Source organism: Pseudomonas sp. P1.8 (genome assembly GCF_001269805.1).
Lineage (GTDB): Bacteria > Pseudomonadota > Gammaproteobacteria > Pseudomonadales > Pseudomonadaceae > Aquipseudomonas.
Genome location: NZ_LHVM01000010.1, coordinates 338,435 through 361,190, shown reverse-complemented (window position 1 = coordinate 361,190; position 22,756 = coordinate 338,435). Strand labels below are relative to the sequence as shown.

The 22,756-nt window shown below is 58.7% G+C and carries 18 protein-coding genes and 5 tRNA genes; 8 read left to right on the top strand and 15 right to left on the bottom strand.

All coding sequences use genetic code 11. From position 1 onward, the window contains the following. Positions 1–59: 59 nt before the first annotated feature. A complete protein-coding gene (locus AD668_RS10195) occupies positions 60–3,338 on the top strand; it encodes a PAS domain S-box protein (protein ID WP_053157871.1) in 3,279 nt (1,092 codons plus the stop codon). 130 nt (positions 3,339–3,468) lie between these two features. Here the strand turns inward: AD668_RS10195 and AD668_RS10190 are convergent, their stop codons facing one another. From AD668_RS10190 to gltX, 10 genes are all read right to left on the bottom strand, one after another. Beyond that, positions 3,469–3,915: an Hsp20 family protein gene (locus AD668_RS10190; RefSeq protein WP_053157868.1), complete on the bottom strand. Its 447-nt coding sequence runs from the start codon at positions 3,913–3,915 to the stop codon at positions 3,469–3,471. Between the two features lie 121 nt (positions 3,916–4,036). Then, positions 4,037–4,996, bottom strand: coding sequence for a tRNA-dihydrouridine synthase (locus AD668_RS10185; protein ID WP_053157865.1), 960 nt, complete (start codon positions 4,994–4,996; stop codon positions 4,037–4,039). A 137-nt stretch (positions 4,997–5,133) separates the two neighbouring features. Further along, positions 5,134–5,571, bottom strand: coding sequence for a thioesterase family protein (locus AD668_RS10180; RefSeq protein ID WP_053157862.1), 438 nt, complete (start codon positions 5,569–5,571; stop codon positions 5,134–5,136). A 47-nt stretch (positions 5,572–5,618) separates the two neighbouring features. Continuing rightward, positions 5,619–6,452 carry an alpha/beta fold hydrolase gene (locus AD668_RS10175; protein WP_053157859.1) on the bottom strand — a complete coding sequence of 278 codons (834 nt, stop codon included), beginning with the start codon at positions 6,450–6,452 and terminating at the stop codon, positions 5,619–5,621. A gap of 29 nt (positions 6,453–6,481) precedes the next feature. Continuing rightward, positions 6,482–7,021: a TetR/AcrR family transcriptional regulator gene (locus AD668_RS10170; RefSeq protein ID WP_053157856.1), complete on the bottom strand. Its 540-nt coding sequence runs from the start codon at positions 7,019–7,021 to the stop codon at positions 6,482–6,484. Between the two features lie 185 nt (positions 7,022–7,206). Further along, a tRNA-Glu gene (locus AD668_RS10165) sits at positions 7,207–7,282 on the bottom strand. Between the two features lie 80 nt (positions 7,283–7,362). Next, positions 7,363–7,438, bottom strand: a tRNA-Ala gene (locus tag AD668_RS10160). 53 nt (positions 7,439–7,491) lie between these two features. Then, positions 7,492–7,567: transfer RNA gene (locus AD668_RS10155), tRNA-Glu, on the bottom strand. Between the two features lie 79 nt (positions 7,568–7,646). After that, positions 7,647–7,722 (bottom strand) — tRNA-Ala (locus tag AD668_RS10150). A 229-nt stretch (positions 7,723–7,951) separates the two neighbouring features. Then, entirely contained in the window at positions 7,952–9,433 is a 1,482-nt protein-coding gene (gene gltX / locus AD668_RS10145; protein WP_053157853.1) for a glutamate--tRNA ligase, read from the bottom strand. 231 nt (positions 9,434–9,664) lie between these two features. Here gltX and AD668_RS10140 point away from each other — a divergent pair, with 231 nt between their 5' ends. Together AD668_RS10140 and AD668_RS10135 are read left to right on the top strand one after the other, a co-directional pair. Beyond that, positions 9,665–10,753 (top strand): HlyD family secretion protein, encoded by a 1,089-nt coding sequence (locus AD668_RS10140; protein WP_053157850.1) that lies wholly within the window; start codon positions 9,665–9,667, stop codon positions 10,751–10,753. Positions 10,754–10,802: 49 nt separating this feature from the next. After that, positions 10,803–12,293 carry an MDR family MFS transporter gene (locus AD668_RS10135; RefSeq protein ID WP_172681817.1) on the top strand — a complete coding sequence of 497 codons (1,491 nt, stop codon included), beginning with the start codon at positions 10,803–10,805 and terminating at the stop codon, positions 12,291–12,293. A gap of 72 nt (positions 12,294–12,365) precedes the next feature. Here AD668_RS10135 and uvrB read toward each other — a convergent pair whose 3' ends face one another. Further along, the gene (gene uvrB / locus AD668_RS10130; RefSeq protein WP_053157844.1) at positions 12,366–14,381 is read right to left on the bottom strand and encodes an excinuclease ABC subunit UvrB; all 2,016 of its coding nucleotides are present in this window, start codon (positions 14,379–14,381) and stop codon (positions 12,366–12,368) included. A 334-nt stretch (positions 14,382–14,715) separates the two neighbouring features. On the opposite strand from uvrB, the gene AD668_RS10125 reads away from it, so the two are divergent. Then, positions 14,716–15,912 carry an amino acid aminotransferase gene (locus tag AD668_RS10125; protein WP_053157841.1) on the top strand — a complete coding sequence of 399 codons (1,197 nt, stop codon included), beginning with the start codon at positions 14,716–14,718 and terminating at the stop codon, positions 15,910–15,912. 230 nt (positions 15,913–16,142) lie between these two features. Continuing rightward, positions 16,143–16,352 (top strand): hypothetical protein, encoded by a 210-nt coding sequence (locus AD668_RS10120; RefSeq protein ID WP_053157838.1) that lies wholly within the window; start codon positions 16,143–16,145, stop codon positions 16,350–16,352. Here AD668_RS10120 and AD668_RS10115 read toward each other — a convergent pair. Beyond that, positions 16,349–16,579 carry a hypothetical protein gene (locus AD668_RS10115; RefSeq protein WP_053157835.1) on the bottom strand — a complete coding sequence of 77 codons (231 nt, stop codon included), beginning with the start codon at positions 16,577–16,579 and terminating at the stop codon, positions 16,349–16,351. The genes AD668_RS10120 and AD668_RS10115 overlap by 4 nt on opposite strands. 219 nt (positions 16,580–16,798) lie before the next feature. On the opposite strand from AD668_RS10115, the gene AD668_RS10110 reads away from it, so the two are divergent. Next, positions 16,799–16,874: transfer RNA gene (locus AD668_RS10110), tRNA-Asn, on the top strand. 88 nt (positions 16,875–16,962) lie between these two features. Here AD668_RS10110 and AD668_RS10105 read toward each other — a convergent pair. The 3 genes from AD668_RS10105 to AD668_RS10095 all read right to left on the bottom strand — a co-directional run bounded on the left by AD668_RS10105 (position 16,963) and on the right by AD668_RS10095 (position 20,483). Next, the gene (locus tag AD668_RS10105; protein ID WP_053157831.1) at positions 16,963–17,958 is read right to left on the bottom strand and encodes an AraC family transcriptional regulator; all 996 of its coding nucleotides are present in this window, start codon (positions 17,956–17,958) and stop codon (positions 16,963–16,965) included. A 1-nt stretch (position 17,959) separates the two neighbouring features. Further along, complete coding sequence (locus AD668_RS10100) at positions 17,960–18,973, bottom strand: AraC family transcriptional regulator (protein ID WP_172681815.1); 1,014 nt, start codon at positions 18,971–18,973, stop codon at positions 17,960–17,962. A gap of 259 nt (positions 18,974–19,232) precedes the next feature. Beyond that, the gene (locus AD668_RS10095) at positions 19,233–20,483 is read right to left on the bottom strand and encodes an OprD family porin (protein ID WP_053157828.1); all 1,251 of its coding nucleotides are present in this window, start codon (positions 20,481–20,483) and stop codon (positions 19,233–19,235) included. Positions 20,484–20,843: 360 nt separating this feature from the next. Here AD668_RS10095 and antA point away from each other — a divergent pair, with 360 nt between their 5' ends. Both antA and antB read left to right on the top strand, forming a co-directional pair. Then, positions 20,844–22,247 (top strand): anthranilate 1,2-dioxygenase large subunit, encoded by a 1,404-nt coding sequence (gene antA / locus AD668_RS10090; protein ID WP_053157825.1) that lies wholly within the window; start codon positions 20,844–20,846, stop codon positions 22,245–22,247. A gap of 3 nt (positions 22,248–22,250) precedes the next feature. Continuing rightward, on the top strand, positions 22,251–22,742 hold the full coding sequence (gene antB, locus AD668_RS10085) for an anthranilate 1,2-dioxygenase small subunit (protein ID WP_053157822.1): 492 nt from the start codon (positions 22,251–22,253) through the stop codon (positions 22,740–22,742). Positions 22,743–22,756 lie beyond the last annotated feature (14 nt).

Sequence of the window (22,756 nt, the reverse complement as noted above, 5' to 3'; positions counted from 1 at the left end):
CTACGCCTGTAAAGCCGCGAAATCCTGTGCCAAACGCCCATTCAGCCCAAGGCTTGCCAATGCCGAAATCTGTTGACCGTATTCCGCCCATGCCGCGTATTCAGGCGCTTGATCCAAAAAACTCGGAACAGAGTTGGGAAAGCGCCTCGCAATTGCTGGCCGCGCTTAACGGCGCGCGTCTGGGTGCGTGGTACTGGGACATTGAGCGCGGGCAGATCAGCTGGTCCCGAGGCACCCAGGCGTTGTTCGGCTTCGATCCCCGGCAACCGTTGCCGGCCAACCTGGAATACCTCGACCTGCTGCCCCCGGAAGACCGGGCGAAAACCATTCGCGCCTTCCACGCCGTGATCGGTGGCGCGCCGCTGGAGCAGGCCATGCACCACCGTATCCGCTGGCCCGATGGCAGCCTGCACTGGCTGGAAGTCAGCGGCAGCCTGTTGCCGGACAAGCACGGCCGGCCACGCATGATTGGCGTGATCCGCGAGATCACTCACCAGCGTCAGCGCGAGCAAGCGTTGAGCAGTTCGGAAAAACGCTTCGCCACGCTGTTTCACCTGTGCCCGAACATGGTGCTGTTGACCCGCCAGGAAGATGGCCTGATCACCGAAGCCAACCAGTATTTCGAAAGCCTCTTCGGCTGGCCGGTACAAGATGCGATTGGCCGCACGACGCTCGAGCTGGGCCTATGGGTGCAGCCTGAACAGCGGGCAGCACTGGTCAAGGCCACCAAGGCCAAAGGCGAGCTGGTCAGCATGGAGGTGCAATTTCGGGCCAGTAACGGGCAGATCCACGACGGCATCCTCAGCGCTCAAAAGGTCGAACTTGAAGGCCAGCCGTACCTGCTCAGCACCTTCCTCGACACCACCGAACGCAAAATTGCCGAACACGCCCTCAAGGACAGCCAGGAGCGTCTGGACCTGGCCCTGGACTCGGCGCAACTCGGCACCTGGGATTGGCACATTCCCAGCGGCATGCTTTACGGCTCGGCACGCGCGGCTCAACTGCACGGGATGGATGCCAAACCTTTCCATGAATCCTTTGACGCGTTTTTCGAAGGGGTACCCGATGAAGAACGCGACACCATGCGCGACGCTTACCGCAGCTTGCGCGAAGGTCCGGCCGGCAATTATCAATTGACCTACCGCGTGCAACTGCCGGACGGCACCTCACGCTATCTGGAAAGCCGCGCCCGCCTTTATCGGGATGAAAACGGCGTACCGTTGCGCATGGCCGGCACGCTGCTGGACATCACTGATCAGGTTGAACGCGAACAGAAAGTGGTGGCTTCAGAAGAAAAATTCGCCACCTTGTTTCAAGTCAGTCCGGACCCGATCTGCGTCACCGGACAGGACACAGGCCAGTTCATCGAGATCAATTCCAGTTTCACCCAGACGTTCGGCTGGAATACCGCCGACGTAATCGGTCGCAGCGCCGATGAAATCGGGCTGTGGGATGCATCGTCGAAAAGTTTGCGCCGGATCGAACAAGTCATTCGCGAACAAGGCCTGAACAATGTGGCGATACAGGTCATGCACAAGGACGGGCAGTCCCTGACCTGCGTCATTTCCAGCCGACAGATCAACGTCGGCGAACAGCCGTGCGTCGTCACCACCTTGCGCGATATCACCCAGCAGCAGCGCTCGGAAGCCGCACTCAAGGCCAGTGAGGAGAAATTTGCCAAGGCATTCCACTCAAGCCCCGACGCCATCACCATCACCGAGCGTGATACTGGATGCTACCTGGAGGTCAACGACGGGTTTTCGCGCCTGACCGGTTACCTCGCCGAAGAGGTGGTGGGTCGTACGGTGTACGAAATCGGGATTTGGGCCGAAGAAAAACAACGTTCAGCGTTGTTGGCTGAACTGCATACCAAGGGCCGGGTTCATCACCGGGAAATGCTCGGACGCAACAAGCGCGGCGAGTTGCTGACCGTGGAGGTCTCGGTCGAGCCGATCACCCTCAACGAAACCGCGTGCCTGCTGCTGACCGCACGGGACGTCAGCCTGTTGAAAAACGCCGAAGCGCAAATTCGTCACCTGGCCTACCATGACCCCTTGACCAACCTGCCCAACCGCGCGCTGCTGATGGATCGCCTGAGCCAACAGCTCGCCCTGCTCAAACGCCACAATTTGCGTGGTGCACTGATGTTCCTCGACCTCGACCATTTCAAGCACATCAATGACTCCCTCGGCCATCCAGTGGGCGATACCGTGCTGAAAATCATCACCGCCCGCCTTGAGGCCAGCGTGCGCATGGAGGACACCGTCGCACGTCTGGGCGGTGATGAATTCGTGGTGCTGCTCAGTGGGCTCGAAGGTTCGCGCAACGAGGTCAGTGATCAGGTGTGCGAATTGGCCGACACCCTGCGCGAACTGCTTTCCGAACCGATGTTTCTCGATGGTCAGCGCCTGCAGGTGACGCCAAGTATCGGCATTGCACTGATTCCCGATCACGGCTCGACGCCAACGGATCTGCTCAAGCGTGCCGATATTGCGCTCTATCGCGCAAAAGACTCGGGGCGTAATACCGCGCAGATGTATCACAACACCATGCAGAAGGCCGCGAGCGAGCGATTGCGCATGGAAACCGACTTGCGCCTGGCGCTTTCCCGGGGCGAGTTTCGCGTTCACTACCAACCCCAGATCGACGCCCGGGGCGACCGCATCGTCGGTGCCGAGGCCCTGGTGCGCTGGACTCACCCCCAACTCGGCGTGCAATCACCCCACGAGTTCATCAAGGTCCTGGAAGACAGCGGGCTGATTCTGGAGGTCGGCAACTGGATTCTCAATGAAGCTTGCCATGCTTTTAAAAAGCTGGTCGATAAACGCCTGGTTGACCCGCACCGGTTCAGCTTGTGCGTAAACATCAGCCCGCGTCAGTTCCGTCAAAACGACTTTGTCGAACGCGTCGAAAGCAGCCTCAGCAGTCATGGATTGCCCTGCTCGATTCTGAAACTGGAAATTACCGAAGGCATCGTCATCCAGAACCTGGAAGACACCATCGGCAAAATGCGTCGCCTGAAAAAACTTGGCGTGAGCTTCGCCATGGATGATTTCGGCACGGGTTACTCGTCGCTGACCTACCTCAAGCGCCTGCCGGTCGACACCTTGAAAATCGATCAATCGTTCATCCGCGACGCGACCAGCGACCCGAACGACGCGGAAATCATTCGCGCTATCGTCGCTATGGCCCGCAGCCTGGACCTGAAAGTGATTGCCGAAGGGGTGGAAACCGCGGAGCAGCTTGAGTTCTTGCAGGGGCTGGAGTGTCACTTCTATCAAGGGTATCTGCACAGTCTGCCGTTGCCGGTGGAAGAGTTTCAGAAACTGCTGAAATGATCCCGTAGGAGCTGCCGAAGGCTGCGATCTTTTGATTGTGCAATTTGAAGATCAAAAGATCGCAGCCTTCGGCAGCTCCTACCAAGAAGGTAAAAAAAGGGCGCCGATGGCGCCCTTTTCTAGCTCTGGCTTAGTGTTGCAGAGCTGGCTTTTGCGTCCCGTTGATCGGGATGCGCTTGGCTTTCGCCTCTTCAGGAATTACCCGCAGCAGGTCGATGCTCAACAGACCGTTGTTCAGACCGGCAGCCTTGATCTCGATATGGTCCGCCAGACGGAAGGACAGCTTGAATGCACGCTGGGCAATGCCTTGATGCAGGAAGGTCACGCCTTCGTTGGCGTCACGCTTGCCACCACTGATGGTCAGCACACCTTTCTCGACCTGCAGCTCCAGATCTTCTTCCTGGAAGCCGGCGGCCGCTACAACGATGCGGTATTGATCGTCGCCGTGTTTTTCCACGTTATAGGGTGGGTAGGTGCTGCCTGGCTCGTTACGCAGGGCGGTTTCGAACAGGTCGTTGAAACGGTCGAAACCTACCGAGGAACGGAACAGTGGTGCCAGGGAAAATGCAGTACTCATGGTTCAAATCTCCTGAAAACAATCAGCAAGGTTTTTTATCTCCGCGACCCGAATTCGGCATCGCGTAACCCTTAGATAAGGACCGTTGATTGCATTTCAAGAGGTTTTTTTGAAGATTTTTTCAGGCCGCTTCGGCCACCTGCAAACCCAGCAGACGCGAAACCTGATCCAGCTCCGTCTCACGTCGCAGGACGGAAAACAGCTCTGCCGCCTCGGGATAATTGCGGGTCAGCATCGCCAACCATTGTTTCAGGCGGCCCGGAGATTGACGTGCTGTCATCTGCGCCCTGGCTTGCAGCCAGAAGTCCTGGATCAGCGGCAGCAGCTCGCTCCAGGTCATCTCGACCACTTCCTCACCGGCACGTGCAGCAGCAATCTGTCGAGCGAGATCCGGGCGCGAAACCAGACCGCGGCCGAGCATGATGTCTTCCACGCCGCTGATTTCGCGGCAACGGCGCCAGTCCTCGACGCTCCAGATATCACCATTGGCGAACACCGGGACCTTGACCACGTCTTGTACCCGGGGAATCCACTCCCAGTGAGCGGGCGGTTTATAACCATCAACCTTGGTCCGCGCGTGCACCACGATGTGCTCGGCACCACCTTCGGCCAAAGCCGTGGCACAGACCAACGAACCGTCCGGGCTGTCGAAGCCCAGGCGCATCTTGGCAGTGACGGGAATGTGCGCGGGCACGGCGCGACGAACGTGTTCGACGATCTGGTTGAGCAGCTCAGGCTCTTTGAGCAACACCGCGCCGCCACGGGATTTGTTGACGGTCTTGGCCGGACAGCCGAAATTCAGGTCGATCACCTCGGAGCCCAGCTCGCAGGCCAACGCCGCGTTTTCCGCCAGGCACACCGGGTCGGAACCCAACAACTGAACGCGCAGCGGCACGCCAGACGCGGTTCGAGCGCCGTTGAGTAACTCGGGGCCGAACTTGTGGAAATAGGCCGGCGTGAGCAACTGGTCGTTGACCCGGATGAATTCGGTCACGCACCAATCGATGCCACCCACCCGGGTCAGCACGTCGCGCAGGATGTCGTCGACCAACCCCTCCATGGGCGCCAAAGCAATTTGCATGAAAAACACACTCAAGGAAAAACGTGCGGCAGTTTACAGGTTTCCCCCCGCAGGAGCTGCCGAAGGCTGCGATCTTTTGATCTTCAAAAAGCAAAATCAAAAGATCGCAGCCTTCGGCAGCTCCTACAAGGATTGTGTCAGGCAGGGACTTGTAATGCCGGGCCATAACCCTCAATGAATTCTGGCGGCATACGCTTGGGTCTGCCCGTGGACAACTCGATGCAAACGAACGTGGTCTGTGCGCGCAACAGCGTTGTGTTGTCGCTCGGGCGAACCAACTGAAAGTGTCGGGTCATCTTGAGGCGCTCATCCCAGTCGACGATCCAGGTCGCCAACTGCAACTCGTCTCCCTCGTAGGCCGCCGCCAGGTAATCGATCTCGTGTCGCACCACCGCCATGGCGCGGTCCAGTCGACGGTACTCGACCAGATCCAGCCCCAGCCGCTGGGAGTGGCGCCAGGCACAACGTTCGAGCCAGGTCACGTACACCGCGTTGTTCGCATGGCCCAACCCATCGATGTCCTCGGCGCCCACTTGCAGATCAATGATAAATGGCGTTTCCCGATCCCAGCCCATGCCCCACTCCGGTCAGATAGTTTCGACTGGAGCAGTGTAACGGATGCTCAGGCCGATTGGCGCGATTGCAGACTGCGACCGGCCAGCAGTGATAACACCCCATCAATGACCTGAGGATCGGCCAGTACGCGCTGATGCCCGCCCTCTTGCAGACGCATCAGACGACTGTCGAACCACGCCTCATGGATCAGTTGCGATTCCTGAACAGCGACCAGGTGATCATCCTCGGCATGGACAATCAGGCCGGGCATGTCGAGTTGATAGTGAGCGACATCGAGCATCGCAGCGCGCATGCCGACATCATTCTCGACCTGACGAATGAAGGCTGAACGAGCCTTGGGGGGCAAACCCACATAGCGGGCGAACCCGCGCAAAACGCCAAGAAGGCGGGCCGGGGCGGAAATGGTGACCAGTGTCTCTGTGCGCAGCCCCAATTGCACCGCAAGCATTGCGCTGGCGCCCCCCATGGAATGACCAATGACCGCTTGCAGCGGTGGCAGTTCGGCGGCGGCTTCAAGCATGGCACGGGCGAACAGCACCACATTCGCTTCGCTGCCCGGTGAGCGCCCGTGAGCCGGAGCATCCAACGCTACGACCGAATAACCGGCATCGACCAGCGCCGTGATCAGGCTGGCGAACTGCGTCGGGCGCCCTTCCCAACCATGCATCAGCAACACCGCAGGCCCCTGCCCCCAGCGCAGTGCTGACAGGCCGAAACGCAAAGTGATGCGTTCGGACCTGGCCAGCAGTGGCAATTCCCAATCACGCGGCGGCAGGTCCCGCGGTGTCATGTAGGCCAGGCGCATTTTGCTTGCGACCAGCCTCGGTGCAAACCAGCCCAAGGTACCATTAACGCCACGAACCCACTTCAACGTGCTCATCGCATTCTCCCCAGGCCGCAGCCTTCAGGTCAACGCACTGCCGATTTGGCGGCGCGCAGCAATCGATCGGACAATTCTCCCGGCCCCAGCGCCCGCGCCAGAGCCAGACCACCCACCATCAAGGCCATGTCGGCCAAGGCTTTATCAGTTTCTTCAGGGCTGGCCGCCAACTGCGCGACCATCAATTCCATGTGCTCATTGAGAGCCTCACGGAAGGCATCCGGCAGTCGGCCAAGCTCACCGACTGATGCAGGAATCGGGCAGGCTGATTCGGAGGAGTCGCGATGCTTGCGAGACAGATAGAACGCTGCCACCAACGCACGACGCTCTTCGCCGGTCAGTTCAGCATCCATGTCGGCAATCAGGTCACGTCGGTGACCGAGCAATTGCCTGAAGGCCTCCAGCATCATGGCGTCCTTGCTTTCGAAGTGCGCGTAGAAACCGCCGACCGTCAGGCCCGCCGCGCCCATCACCTCGCCCACGCTCGGTTCGGCCGGGCCACGCTGAATCAGCGCTGCGCTGGCGGCCTTGAGGATGCGTTCGCGGGTTTGAGCTTTTTTATCGTTCATCGTTGCCTCCGAATATTACGACTAGAATATTATTCTCATAATAATTTTCCGCAAGTCGTGGATGTGACCGCTGGTCTGAAGAATAGTTTGAAAGAGATAGGGGAGATTTGGCCAAACGCCAGACAAACAAAAGGGCCATTCAATAATTGAATGACCCTTATAAAATCCCGCAGAGCGGGTAATCGTGGCGTCCCCTAGGGGACTCGAACCCCTGTTACCGCCGTGAAAGGGCGGTGTCCTAGGCCACTAGACGAAGGGGACACAAACCCTTCTATACAACTGATCAGTGCTGAGTGCTGATCGATTCAAGGCCGGTGTGGCCAGACCTTGAACTGTAAAATTGGTGGAGCTTAGCGGGATCGAACCGCTGACCTCCTGCATGCCATGCAGGCGCTCTCCCAGCTGAGCTAAAGCCCCGGATTTTTCGCCTCTCGGCGGAGTGACATCTTGCAACATCACTTCTGTAAAACTGGCGTCCCCTAGGGGACTCGAACCCCTGTTACCGCCGTGAAAGGGCGGTGTCCTAGGCCACTAGACGAAGGGGACGCAAACCCTTCTATACAACAGATCAACGCTGAGTGCTGATCGCTTCAAGGCCGGTGTGGCCAGACCTCGAAGTGTAAATTGGTGGAGCTAGACGGGATCGAACCGTCGACCTCTTGCATGCCATGCAAGCGCTCTCCCAGCTGAGCTATAGCCCCTCATCGTTGATGTCATCGCTGAGGACGGGGCGAATCTTAAGGGTGTATCGAAAGCCTGTCAAACTTATTTTGCAAAAAAACTAAAATTTTTTGCCGACATAACAATCACTTACCGCCCTCCCCCGACAAATCAGGGGTTTTCCCCAACTGTAGGAGCTGGCTTGCCAGCGATGGCGGCCGCAAGGTCGCTTCGCCAGCAAGCCGGCTCCTACAGGTCAACCCTGTGGGATCAGGCGATAGAGCCCAACAGCTTTTCCCACTCCTTGTTTTCTTTCTTCGAAACGCCGCCCAGCAGGTCAATGGCCTGGCGCAGACGGAAACGGGTCAGGTCCGGCCCAAGGATTTCCATCGCATCGAGCACCGACACCGAGCTGGCCTGACCGGTGATCGCAGCGAACATCAGCGGCATCGCGTCACGCAGCTTCAGCTCCAGGGATTCGACCACGGCCTGGATAGTCGCAGTGATGCTGTCCTTCTCCCACTGACGCAGGCTTTCAAGTTTCCACAGGATCAACTGCATCAACTGACGAACCTGATCGCCCGAGAGCTTCTTGGATTCGAACAGCTTGGCATCCGGGTTTACACCACCGGCAAAGAAGAAGCAGGCCAACGGGGCAACCTGGCTGAAGGTTTCAACCCGACCCTGCACGTGTGGCGCGATCTTCATCATGTATTCAGGATTGAGCGCCCACTTCTGCACGCGCGCGGCGAACTCTTCAACCGGCAGGTCACGCAGCCATTGGCCGTTGAGCCACGACAGTTTCTCGATGTCGAAGATCGGCCCGCCGAGGGAGACTCGCTTCAGATCGAAGTTGTCGACCATTTCCTGCAGCGAGAACTTCTCGCGCTCGTCCGGCATCGACCAGCCCATGCGACCCAGGTAGTTGAGCATCGCTTCCGGCATGAAGCCCATGCGCTCGTAGAAGGTCACCGAGGTCGGGTTCTTGCGTTTTGACAGCTTGCTCTTGTCCGGGTTACGCAGCAGCGGCATGTAACACAGCTCCGGCTGTTCCCAGCCGAAGTATTCGTAGAGCAGGATCAGCTTCGGTGCCGATGGCAGCCACTCTTCGCCGCGCAATACGTGGGTAATGCCCATCAGGTGGTCGTCGACCACGTTGGCCAGGAAGTACGTCGGCAGGCCGTCGGTCTTCATCAGGACCTGCATGTCCATGCGGTCCCACGGAATTTCAACGTCACCGCGCAGCATGTCCGGCACCACGCAGACGCCTTCGCTTGGCACTTTCATGCGGATTACGTGCGGCTCGCCTGCTGCCAGGCGACGATCGACTTCTTCTTTGGATAACAACAGCGCCCGGCCGTCGTAACGCGGGGTTTCACCGCGAGCCATTTGCTCGGCGCGCATCTGGTCCAGTTCTTCGGCGGTGCAGAAGCACGGGAAGGCATGTCCCATGTCGACCAGTTGCTGGCAGTACTTCTGATAAATATCGCCGCGTTCGCTTTGACGATAAGGCCCGTGCGGGCCGCCGACGTCCGGGCCTTCGCTCCAGTCGATACCGAGCCAGCGCAGGGCGTCGAAGATCTGTTGTTCGGACTCGCGGGTCGAACGCAACTGGTCGGTGTCTTCGATCCGCAGGATGAACTCACCGCCATGCTGCTTGGCAAAGCAGTAATTGAACAATGCGATGTAAGCGGTACCTACGTGGGGATCCCCGGTAGGCGATGGCGCGATGCGAGTGCGGACGGTGGTCATGGCATGTCTCGAAAAGAATAAAAAGCGAATTTCAAACAAGGCGCGAATGGTAACAGGCGACACCCGCCCGGCTCCAGTGAACAGGGCATTTAAGCCAAGGTTGCGACTGGAAGGCCGGTATGGAGCGCTGAATGGCCGAACATCAGTGAATGGCATTTACCGCTTATCGGCTATATGACAGATTTGCGAGCTGTTAACTTCTCTTACAATTTATCGACTACAGTTTGCCCCATGCCTGCCCAACTCCAGCGCCGCCTGTTTACCTTCCTGCTGATTGTCCTGTTGATTGCCGGGGGGCTGTTTGCTCACTGGTTTCTCAACGGTCGCTTTTATGAAAGCACCGATAACGCCTACGTCCAGGGTGAAATCACCCGTGTGTCCAGCCAGTTGGGCGCGCGCATCGATGTGGTGCTGGTGCAGGACAACCAGCATGTCGAGAAAGGCCAACTGCTGATCAGGCTCGAAGGTGATGACTTCCGACTCGCCGTCGACCGCGCCAACGCAGCCCTCGCCACCCGCCAGGCCGAACGTCTGCAAGCCCAGAGCAAGCTGACTCAGCAAGCCAGCCTGATTGCCGCCAGCGAAGCACAAGTCGCGTCAAGCCAGGCAAGCCTGGGACGCTCGCAAATCGACCTGACTCGCGCCGAAACCTTGCGCAAACCCGGCTACATCTCTGAAGAACGGGTGACCAGCCTTTCTGCCGACAATCACATTGCCCGCTCGCAAGTGGCCAAGGCCCAGGCCGACGCACAAAGCCAGCGCCAGCAAGTCAACGCGCTGAACGCCGAGATCAAACGCCTCGACGCGCAGATCGCCAATGCCAAAACCGACCTGGCCCAAGCCGAACTGAACCTGACCCGCAGTGAAATCCACGCCCCCATCGGCGGCCTGATCGGCCAGCGTGCCGCGCGCAACGGGCAAGTCGTGCAGGCCGGCGCCTATCTGTTGTCGATCGTGCCGGACGAAGACATCTGGATTCAGGCCAACTTCAAGGAAACCCAGATCGGCCACATGCAGCCTGGCCAGAAAGCCGAGCTGACTTTCGACGCCTATGGCGATACGCCTATCGAAGCCCGGGTCGACAGCCTGTTTGCCGCTTCCGGCGCGCAGTTCAGCCTGTTGCCGCCGGACAATGCCACGGGCAACTTCACCAAAGTTGTACAACGGATTCCGGTCAAACTGACCTTCGCTGCGGACAATCCGCTGCGCGGCAAGATTCGTCCGGGCATGTCGGTCACCGCCAAGGTGAACATCAAGGACGCCCCGCAAGACATCAGCGCAAAAGTGAGCATCAAAGACGCCCCTGACGATGGCCGGTGATCAACTGATCCGCCCGGTCGGAGAACCGAGCCGGCGGGACTGGATTGCGGTGATGAGCGTGATGCTCGGCGCCTTCATGGCGGTGCTGGACATCCAGATCACCAACTCGTCGCTCAAGGACATTCAGGGTGCGTTGTCGGCGACCCTGGAAGAAGGCTCGTGGATTTCCACCTCGTACCTGGTGGCCGAGATCGTCATGATTCCGTTGACCGCGTGGCTGGTGCAGCTGTTGTCTGCGCGGCGCCTGGCGGTGTGGGTGTCCTTCGGGTTTCTGGTCGCTTCCCTGCTCTGCTCCATGGCGTGGAGCCTGGAAAGCATGATCGTGTTTCGCGCCTTGCAGGGTTTTACCGGCGGCGCACTGATCCCGCTGGCCTTCACCCTGACCCTGATCAAACTCCCGGAGCATCACCGCGCCAAAGGCATGGCCATGTTTGCCATGACGGCGACCTTCGCGCCCTCCATCGGCCCGACTCTTGGCGGTTGGCTGACGGAAAACTGGGGCTGGGAATACATCTTCTATATCAACGTTCCACCCGGCCTGCTCATGATCGCCGGCCTGATGTACAGCCTGGAGAAGAAAGAAGCGCACTGGGAACTGCTCAAAAGCACCGACTACGCCGGCATTCTCACCCTCGGCGTGGGGCTCGGCTGTTTGCAGGTGTTTCTGGAAGAAGGTCATCGCAAGGACTGGCTGGAATCGAACCTGATCGTGGCCCTGGGCAGCATCGCGCTGATCAGCCTGATCACTTTCGTCATCGTGCAGACTTCCAGACCCAATCCGCTGATCAACCTCGGCATCCTGCGCAATCGCAACTTTGGCTTATCGAGCATTTCCAGCATCGGGATGGGAGTCGGATTGTACGGCTCGATCTATTTACTGCCGCTGTATCTGGCGCAGATCCAGAACTACAACGCCTTGCAGATCGGCGAAGTGATCATGTGGATGGGCGTGCCGCAGCTGTTTCTGATTCCACTGGTGCCGAAGCTGATGAAGTACGTCTCGCCCAAATGGCTGTGCACGCTGGGCTTCGGGTTGTTCGGACTGGCTAGTTTTTCCTCGGGCGTGCTGAACCCGGACTTTGCCGGGCCGCAGTTCAATCAGATCCAGATCATCCGCGCCCTCGGCCAGCCGCTGATCATGGTCACCATTTCGTTGATCGCTACGGCGTACATTCTTCCGCAGGACGCGGGATCGGCGTCGAGCCTGTTCAACATCCTGCGCAACCTCGGCGGCGCCATCGGCATCGCCCTCCTCGCCACGCTGCTGGATGAACGGACCAAGGTTTACTTTGATTACTTGCGCGAAGCCCTGGTGCCGAGCAATCCGCAGGTCGCCGAGCGCATCGCTTCGCTGAGTGATCGATTGGGCAATGAAACCGCGGCACTGGGCAAGCTCAGTGAGATCGCCCATCAGCAGGCGTCGATCATGGCCTACAACGACGCGTTTCATTTTGTCGGGATCGTGCTGGGGATCAGCATGGTTGCGGTGTTGCTGACCAAGAAATTGCCGGAGGGGTTGAAGGCTGGCGAGGCGCACTAACTGGTTTTTGTACCGCCCTGACTGGCCTCATCGCGGGCTTGCCCGCGATGAGGCCGGATCAGGCACTGCAAATCAAACGGTAATCAACCGCTCGCGCAACTTGGCAATCTCGTCGCGCATCTGCGCCGCCGCTTCGAACTCCAGATCCCGAGCAAGCTGATACATCTTCTCTTCCAGGGCTTTGATGCGCTTGGCGATCTCGCCCGGCGAGCGCAGTTCGGCTTCGTATTTGGCGTTTTCCTCGGCGGCCTTGGCCATGCCCTTGCGCTTCTTGCTGCGCGAACCCGGTACGGTGGCACCTTCCATGATGTCGGCAACGTCCTTGAACACACCTTTGGGCGTAATGCCGTTTGCCAGGTTGAAGGCGATCTGCTTGTCGCGACGGCGCTCGGTTTCGCCGATCGCGCGCTCCATGGAACCGGTAATGCGGTCGGCATACAGGATCGCCCGACCATTGAGGTTACGCGCTGCCCGGCCAATGGTCTGGATCAACGAACGCTCGGACCGCAGGAAGCCTTCCTTGTCCGCATCGAGGATAGCCACCAGCGAGACTTCCGGCATGTCCAGGCCTTCGCGCAGAAGGTTGATACCGACCAGCACATCGAAGGTGCCAAGACGCAAATCGCGGATGATTTCGACCCGCTCCACGGTGTCGATATCCGAGTGCAGATAGCGTACTCGCACACCGTGATCGGCCAGGTAATCGGTCAAGTCCTCGGCCATGCGCTTAGTCAGCGTGGTGACCAGCACCCGCTCTTCGACCGCCACACGCTTGCTGATTTCCGACAACAAGTCGTCGACCTGGGTCAGTGCCGGGCGAATCTCGATTTGCGGGTCCACCAGCCCGGTCGGACGCACCACCATGTCAATGACACGGCCTGCGTGTTCGGCTTCATAGTTGCCTGGCGTCGCCGAGACGAAAATCGTCTGCGGGCTGATACTTTCCCACTCATCAAAGCGCATCGGCCGGTTGTCCAGCGCCGACGGCAGGCGGAAGCCGTATTCCACAAGGGTTTCCTTGCGCGATCGGTCGCCTTTGTACATTGCGCCGACCTGCGGCACGCTGACGTGAGATTCGTCGATTACCAGCAAAGCATCGGCCGGAAGGTAATCGTAAAGGGTTGGCGGCGGCGCGCCGGCTTCGCGGCCGGACAGGTAGCGCGAATAGTTTTCGATGCCGTTGCAGTAGCCCAGTTCGAGGATCATCTCCAGATCGAATCGGGTGCGCTGCTCAAGGCGCTGTGCCTCGACCAGTTTGTTGTTGGAACGCAGGTACTCCAGGCGCTCCTTCAATTCCTCCTTGATCCCTTCTACGGCACCCATCAGGGTTTCCCGTGGTGTTACGTAGTGGCTTTTCGGGTAGAAGGTGAAGCGCGGCAGCTTGCGGATGACTTCGCCGGTCAATGGATCGAACGCCGACAGACTTTCCACCTCGTCGTCGAACAGCTCGATACGGATCGCTTCGAAATCAGATTCAGCCGGGTGGATATCAATCACATCGCCGCGCACGCGGAAGGTGGCACGGGCGAATTCCATGTCGTTGCGGGTGTATTGCAGATCCGCCAGGCGCCGCAGCAATTCACGCTGATCGAGCCGATCGCCGCGATCCACGTGCAACACCATTTTCAGATAGGTTTCCGGACTGCCCAGACCATAGATGCACGAGACCGTGGTGACGATGATCGCGTCTTTGCGTTCCAGCAATGCCTTGGTCGCGGAAAGGCGCATCTGCTCGATGTGATCGTTGATCGAGGCATCTTTCTCGATGAAGGTATCCGAGGACGGCACATAGGCTTCAGGCTGATAGTAGTCGTAATAGGAGACGAAATACTCCACGGCGTTGTTCGGAAAGAAGGCCTTGAATTCCCCGTACAACTGCGCCGCCAGGGTCTTGTTTGGTGCCAGCACCAGGGTCGGACGCTGCACTTGGGCAATCACGTTGGCGATGCTGAAGGTCTTGCCCGAGCCGGTCACACCGAGCAGCGTCTGGTGCGCCAGCCCGGCTTCGATGCCCTCGACCATCAGGCGAATGGCTTCCGGCTGATCGCCGGCGGGCTCGAAACGGGTGACTAGCTGGAATTCAGACATGAAATACCTCTGGATCACTCTTGCCGGCAAACCGACACGAACGAGAAAGACCGCAAACGACCATTGTCGCCCGAGGAAAAAACTGGATTGCGCTCAATGTGGTGCCGATTGCCGGAGCTTTCAAGGCAAACGTCCTATAACGCGTAAAGACTTTGACGACCACAATCGACTAACGGTCGAAAAATAATCGGAAAAACTTAACGTAAAAGCCGATTCGCCTGTCGCCATCAATCGCCGATGGCCTCTATACTAGCTCCCCGTTTGTGCACCGCTCTAGTGCATTCGGCTGGAGCGCGACACGTCCCTCCATTTTCCATTCAGAGCCGCCGCAATAATGAGCCTGTTCTCCGCTGTCGAAATGGCACCACGCGATCCAATCCTGGGCCTCAACGAAGCATTCAACGCCGATACCCGTACCAACAAGGTCAACCTGGGGGTCGGTGTTTACTGCAACGAGGAGGGGCGAATTCCACTCCTGCGCGCCGTTGTCGAAGCCGAAACCATTCGCGTTGCTCAACACGCTTCCCGTGGCTACTTGCCAATCGACGGTATCGCCGCCTACGACCAGGCCGTGCAGAAACTGTTGTTCGGCAATGACTCGCCGCTGATCGCCGCTGGCCGCGTGATCACCACCCAGGCCGTTGGCGGTACTGGCGCCCTGAAAATCGGTGCGGACTTCCTCAAGCAACTGCTGCCGAACGCCGTCGTTGCGATCAGCGACCCGAGCTGGGAAAACCACCGCGCCCTGTTCGAAACCGCGGGTTTCCCGGTGCAGAACTATCGCTATTACGACGCCGCCACCCACGACGTAAACCGTGCCGGCCTGCTGGAAGACTTGAACGCACTGCCAAACGGCTCGATCGTTGTGCTGCACGCCTGCTGCCACAACCCGACCGGTGTAGACCTGAGCCCGGCGGACTGGAACAACGTGCTGGACGTGGTGAAAGCCAAAGGCCACGTGCCGTTCCTCGACATGGCCTACCAGGGCTTTGGCGACGGCATCGACGAAGACGCCGCCGCCGTGCGCCTGTTTGCTGAATCGGGCCTGACCTTCTTCGTTTCCAGCTCGTTCTCCAAATCGTTCTCGCTGTACGGCGAACGCGTTGGCGCACTGTCGATCGTCAGCGAATCGAAAGAAGAAAGCGCGCGCGTGCTGTCGCAAGTCAAACGCGTGATCCGCACCAACTACTCCAACCCGCCGACCCACGGTGCAAGCATCGTCGCTGCAGTACTGAACAGCCCGGAACTGCGTGCTCAATGGGAAGCCGAACTGGCCGAAATGCGCCTGCGCATTCGCGGCATGCGCATCCAGATGGTCGACACCCTGGCGAAAAACGCGCCGCATCGCGATTTCAGCTTCGTTGGTCGTCAGCGCGGCATGTTCTCGTACTCCGGCCTGAGCGTTGAGCAGGTTCATCGTCTGCGCAACGAGTTCGGCATCTATGCCCTGGACACCGGCCGCATCTGCGTGGCTGCGCTGAACCAGAGCAACATCAAGGCGGTTACGGATGCTATCGTTCAGGTGATCTGAACCGCACCGTGAGACAAAAAACGGGAGGCCTATGGGCTTCCCGTTTTTTATTTGTCTTGTTGATCGCTCAATTCCCGGCCCAAGCCCTTAGACTGCACACAAAACCTTGTAGGAGCCGGCTTGCTGGCGATGGCGGCCGGCCGACACCAATGTCGAACATTCTGGCCTGTTCGCCAGCAAGCCGGCTCCCACGGGTTTTGTGTAGACCCTGGAATTCTTGCGAGAACGATATGAAAAACGATGACCTTCGCGCCGACCGCGATGACCTGGATGACCTGGATCGCTTCAGCCCCCGCGCGCCCGCCAAACGCGGCAACAACCTGGTCATGCAAGTCGCTGCCGGTGTCTTTCTTGGCGGCCTGGCCCTGTGGCTGGTACAACTGGGTGCCACGGCGCTTTACGCCAAGCTGATGCTCGGCACAATTACCTTCGGCGGTTAAGCCAGTTCGATCGCACGCTGGCTGGCTGCGTCGTCAAAGGCAACGTACAGCGACTCGGCGACCTGGCTCTTGATCGCTTTGGTGCTTTCCAGGCCCAGGACAAAGCCCTCGGCCTTGCCGCCTGCACGGTTCAACTCCTCGGCGTTGCTGGCCTGTGTAATGGCGTCGAACAGCTTTTCGGCATGAGGGCCGACACCTTTGGGCAGACTGATTTGAGCAATGCTCATGCGAACACCTCGTTGTTGCGAGGTGTTGTCGGGGTCAAGCAAGTCATGGCGCGTACCTTTTCGGCGAATGGCCGGTAGCGCGTGTTACCACTTCCGGGCAGCCATGTTAGCCTCCGCAAGCGAATCCGGTAACCGCCAATCACCGATAAACCGCCATCCATCCCGATTTTGCCAACACGCGCTTGACTTCTCTTTTTGAATCAGTAACATAGACGCCATTCCGCGATAGCTCAGTTGGTAGAGCAAGTGACTGTTAATCACTGGGTCCCTGGTTCGAGTCCAGGTCGTGGAGCCATATAAGGTTCCAGAGAAGGCTTCAAAGATCTCTGAACCCCCCGAAAAACCCGCCTTCTGGCGGGTTTTTTCGTTTTGGCATTTCCTGCTCATGCCTGAGACTTCATCGTCTGCTTCGGCAACTCTCCAAACCGCTGCCGATAATAATTGGCAAACCGCCCCACATGTCCGAACCCGAACTCCAGCGCCACCTCAGTCACACTGGAGTGCGGCCGCGCCAGCAAGTAATCCCGAGCGGCTTCAAGCCGTAATCCGCGCAAACGGTCCATCGGGCTTTGACCGTATTCGCGCTGGCATAACGTGTGCAGGCTACGAATACTCACCCCGGCAGCAACCGCCAATTCAGCCAGGGTGATGCCCTGCGCAAGGTGATCGCGCATACAGCTGTCGATTTTTTGCAGTTGGCGGGCGGGCTGGCGCGGCGAAGGCGACGCCTGTTGCGCAACACCACAATGGCTGAGCAGAAACAGCGGAAGGCTTTGCTCCAGATGCTGTAACCAGCGTGAAGGCGTTGCGCTCGCCTCGCCCTCGGGCAAGTGCTCCAGCAACTCGCTCACCAGACGAAACCAGCGTATCGCCAGTGGGCGCTGCAAGCGGCTGACCGGCGCCAACGTGAAGTCAGACGGCAAGTCATCGGCCAGCGCCCTCTGGCCGGCATCGAGCAAGGTCCGGGGCAGTTTGAGAATCAGTTGCTCACACCCCTCTTCCCACACCACTCTCGCGTGTTCACGCGGTGACAGAATCGCCACTTCTCCGGGGCTCACGCCATAGCCCATGCCGTCGGACTCAAGGGTGGCCTTGCCGCGCAAGGGCATCTGGACCAACACGAAATCTTCGAATGGTTGCGGCCGGATTTCTACCTGGCCGCCGTAGCGCAGCGCATAGAGCTCGCAGCTGGCGACCTGGCCGCGATAGAACGCCGTATCAACGCCGCCACGTGGCCAATCCAGCTCATGTTCCACCAGCGCTTGCCCCATCAAGCGCTGGGTTTCCTGCGCCGAGCGACTGGTAAAAACCGGCTCGCGGCACATCAGCGACAGGTTCAGACCTACGCTGTTGGCGGTGGCGGCTTGTAATGTCGTCATCTCAAAGCGACCGATTGCGACGGGCTTCGCTGCGTTGCAGGGTGGCACTGGGCGTTTCGTTGAACAGCTTGCGGTACTCGCTGGCAAACCGACCCAGATGCGAGAACCCCCAGCACATAGCGATCACGGAAATGTTACGTACCGAGGCGTCTTCGAGGATTTCCTGGCGCACGGCGCCGAGGCGAAATTTTTTCAGGTACGCCATGGGCGAGACGCCGAAATGCTTGCGAAAGCCTTCGAACAGTTTGAAGCGGGACACACCTGCCGCCGCCTCGATGTCTTCCAGGTGCATGTCTTCGCGGGCGTTGCTTTCGATGAAGTCCTTGGCGCGTACCAGGTAGTACGGCAACTTGGCGCCCAGTTGGTCGCGCAGCTCGGCACTGTAGTTGTTGGGCTGGGAAAGAATAAGTCCCTTTATCATCGCGCTTTCGATATCGCGGGTGAAATACACCTGATTGAACAGATCGTGACCGCGCTCCAGCTCATCGATGTAGTAACGGGCCAGCCGCCACCAGGAGGCAGAGGCACCGTTGACGGCGTCCATCACCGGCTCGAATTTCAACGGCATTTCCAGCGGGCGTTGCAGCATGCCTTCCAGGGTCTGGCGCATGGCCATGCGGGTGATCACCACGGAGATCTTGTGGCAGTCGCCGGCCATGGTCAGTGCCTGGGTTTCATGGGGCGTCACGATCAGCCCCTGGTCCTGGCTGGAGTACAAACGACGGCCGTCCTTGATCAGCTCCTGCTCGCCGCGAATCGGCAGGCTGAGGCTGTAGCAATTCAGGTGTTCGGCATCCTCGACGCCGATGGTCACGTCGGTGCCGTATTCCATTCGGCCCAAGGTCGTGGACATGGATTTGAATACATTGGCCTTGTGGTGAAACTGAATCCGGTTTGGCTGGCTCGTCTGCAGTTCGTGCGGCCCGCAAATGCCTGCCATCCACGCACGGGCACCGGCCAGGTCGTAGCGATCTATGCGGATATCTCGAAACTGGGCAACATTTGGTTCGGTCATCTCAGTACACCCACGGCAATAGACATCGACACGCTCTTCGGCGCGTATTTACATTGGGTCTGCAAGGGCTATGCCCAGCCGGTGCGAACAGGCGATATCCGCATTTTTTGGCTAGTAATCGGAAACTATCTGGATATCGAACGCGTTGAGCGGTGTTGATGCGCACAGCAACGGTGCCGGCCATGGTCAACGCCATGGGTAATGCGCTACCCAAGGCGTCACTTCAGCGCACAACCGCGTTCGATTTGAGGGCAGGACGTTACCAAAATTTCCAGGTGTAGGTGGTGATCAAGCGGTTCTCCGCCCAGTCGTTGCCGTGACTGAATTTAGAGACAACGTTTCCGGCCTCTACACCCACGCCTTTGAGCGGACCGCTTTGCACCACATAAGACAGCACGAGATCGCGCTCCTGTTCCGCTGCCTGGCTGAGGTTGTCGCCACGGTCCACCGACGTACCCTTGAAGTAGCGGGTCATGAAATTCAGGCCGGGCACGCCGAGGGCGGCGAAATCGTAGTCATAACGAACCTGCCAGGATTTCTCGTTGGGCTTGATGAACCCCACGCGCGACCAGTTCACCAGAAACGGCTGTGGTACATAACCACCCAGGGTCGGGAAGTTACTGTCGCCAAGCATGCGCTGGTATCCCACACCGAAGCGGTGCCCGCCTTTTTTCAGCGAGGTCATGGCGCCGTAGGAGCGGTTGTCGATGTCCCCGTAGAGTGCGTCGCCGTCTTCGTTGTTATTGAAGTAACGCAGGTCGGTCTTCAGCCCATAACCGTCGCCCAGGTCTGCCAGATGAGTAATGCCCAGGTAGTGTTGCTGATAGATGTCCTCCAGTTGCGCGTAGAAGTAGGTACCGGTCAGCGAGGGCGTCAAGGCATAGCTGGCACCGGCGAGGTTCAGGCCGTCACTGCCGTGGCGCACGCCGGAACCGGTCTGCAGGTACAGCTTTTCGTAGTTGGAGGAGTTACGCGCCCCGATCTCCGTCAGCCGTCCGGCGGTCAATGTCAGACGGTCGACCTCCTTGGACTCAAGCAAGGCACCGCGATAGGTCGTGACCAGTTGGCGCGAATCGTCAATGATCACCACCGGCAGAAACGGCCGCAGCTCACCGACTTTCAGCTCGGTTTTCGAATAACGCATCTTCAGCGTCACACCGCCGCGGCCGTATTCATCGGCCTGCTCCTGACGGCTTTGGCTGTAAGGGATGATGGTGTCGTCGCCGCGCCCGCCTCCGCCGTCCAGACGATAGGCATACTGACCCTCTGCATCGAGGCCGAACTGCACCGGGCCTTCGGTGTAGCCGGAGGCGAAACGCAGGTCGAAACCCTGGGTCCAACTGCCCACTCGAGAATGGGGTGGGTTGTTCTCCTTGTAATCCCGATCAATGTAAAAGTTTCGGGTGCCCAGCGTCAGCTTGCTGTCATTGACCACATCCGCCTGTGCCAACAATGGCGCCAACAAACCAAATGTTTGAACTCCACGAACCAGCCACGCTTTATCCAACATATTATTTCTTCCCCTGCTGCTTATAGAGCAACACATAAATAGAAGGCACTTCTGGCACAGAACCCAAGGCCTTTAGCAATGGCAGTTTTTACTGACCTGAAGCGAGACACTCTGGTGGTGCTTGGATCGAGATTAAGCCGCAACAAGTTCATCAGCGGCTATCCCGTTACTGGAAGACAAATAGCCATTTGCTCAGCCAGCCGGCGCGTAAAAACCCAATGATTACTGGGTCATACCGCTAACCACAGAGGATCAGGGCTTATTTTCCGGATGAGTTTCCACTATTAAGCGGATAGACCCTGTTCGCCACCCCGTCATTAAATGAAGGCGTGAATTAGCCCATTGGCCGAGGACTGGGAAATGACAACTGCACGAAGTATCGAACAGTGGAAAAGCTATATAGAAAGTTGCCTGGACTTCCGCCCGCAAGACGGCGTTTATCGTATTGCCCGCGATATGTTTACCGACCCGGAACTTTTCGATCTGGAAATGGAACTGATTTTCGAGAAGAACTGGATCTACGCCTGCCATGAAAGCGAAATCGCCAATAATCACGACTTCATGACCCTGCGTGCCGGTCGCCAGCCGCTGATCATCACCCGCGACGGTGAAGGTCGTCTCAACGCCCTGATCAACGCCTGCCAGCACCGCGGCACCACCCTCACCCGCGTCGGCAAGGGCAACCAGTCGACCTTCACCTGCCCTTTCCACGCCTGGTGCTACAAGAGCGATGGCCGCCTGGTGAAGGTCAAGGCGCCGGGCGAATACCCCGAAGGCTTCGACAAGGCGACCCGCGGCCTGAAAAAGGCTCGTATCGAAAGCTACAACGGTTTTGTGTTCGTCAGCCTGAACGTGGATGGCACCGACACCCTGGAGGACTTCCTCGGTGACGCCAAGGTGTTCTTCGACATGATGGTGGCCCAGTCGCCAACCGGTCAGCTCGAAGTGCTGCCGGGCAAATCGGCCTACACCTATGACGGCAACTGGAAACTGCAAAACGAGAACGGCCTGGACGGTTATCACGTCAGCACCGTCCATTACAACTACGTGGCCACCGTGCAGCACCGCCAGCAGGTCAATGCCGAGAAAGGCCTGACCGCCAGCGACACCCTGGACTACAGCAAACTGGGCGCCGGTGACAAGGAAACCGACGACGGCTGGTTCGCTTTCCACAACGGCCACAGCGTGCTGTTCAGCGACATGCCCAACCCGGCCGTGCGCCCGGGTTACGCCAGCATCATGCCGCGACTGGTCAAGGAACATGGCCAAGGCAAGGCCGAGTGGATGATGCATCGCCTGCGCAACCTGAATGTCTACCCGAGCATGTTCTTCCTCGACCAGATCAGCTCACAGCTGCGGATCATCCGTCCACTGGCCTGGAACAAGACCGAGATCAACAGCTTCTGCCTGGGGGTCGTCGGCGAGTCGGATACCGATCGGGAAAACCGTATTCGTCAGTTCGAAGACTTCTTCAACGTCTCCGGCATGGGTACCCCCGATGATCTGGTGGAGTTCCGTGAAGCCCAACGCGGTTTCCAGGCCCGCCTTGAACGCTGGAGTGACATTTCCCGCGGCGAAGGCAAGTGGGTCAAGGGCGCCACCCGCAACAGCGAAACCATTGGTATCGCTCCGGCACTGACCGGCACCGAATTCACCCATGAAGGCCTGTACGTCAATCAGCACGCCAACTGGCAGCGCTTTTTGCTCGAAGGCCTGGCGCGCAAGGCGGCCGAACAACAACCGTTGAAACTGCGTGAGGTGTGAAACATGAATTCGCAACTGCAATACCGCATCGAGCAATTTCTTTATCGCAACGCCGAGGCCTGTGATGCCCAGGACTGGGACACCTACCTGGCCATGTTCAGTGAGGACAGCGAATTTCACCTGCCGCAATGGGATTCCGAGCATGTCTACACCACTGACCCGAAAAAAGGCATGTCACTGATCTATTACCCCAATCGGGGCGGCCTGGAAGACCGGGTGTTCCGCATTCGCACGGGCAAGGCGGCGTCGACCATTCCGATGCCGCGCACCCTGCACCTGATCAGCAACGTGCGCATCGCGCCGCTGCAGGATGATGAGCTCGAGGTGCACGTCAACTGGAACACCCTGTATTACCGCATGCAAACCGCCGAGCAGTTCTTCGGCCGCGCCACTTACCGCCTGCGCCCCGACGGCGAGAGCTGGAAGATCGTCCGCAAACACGTGGTTCTGCTCAACGACACGATCAACTCCGTGCTCGATTTCTACCATCTCTGAACCCTGCGGATTAA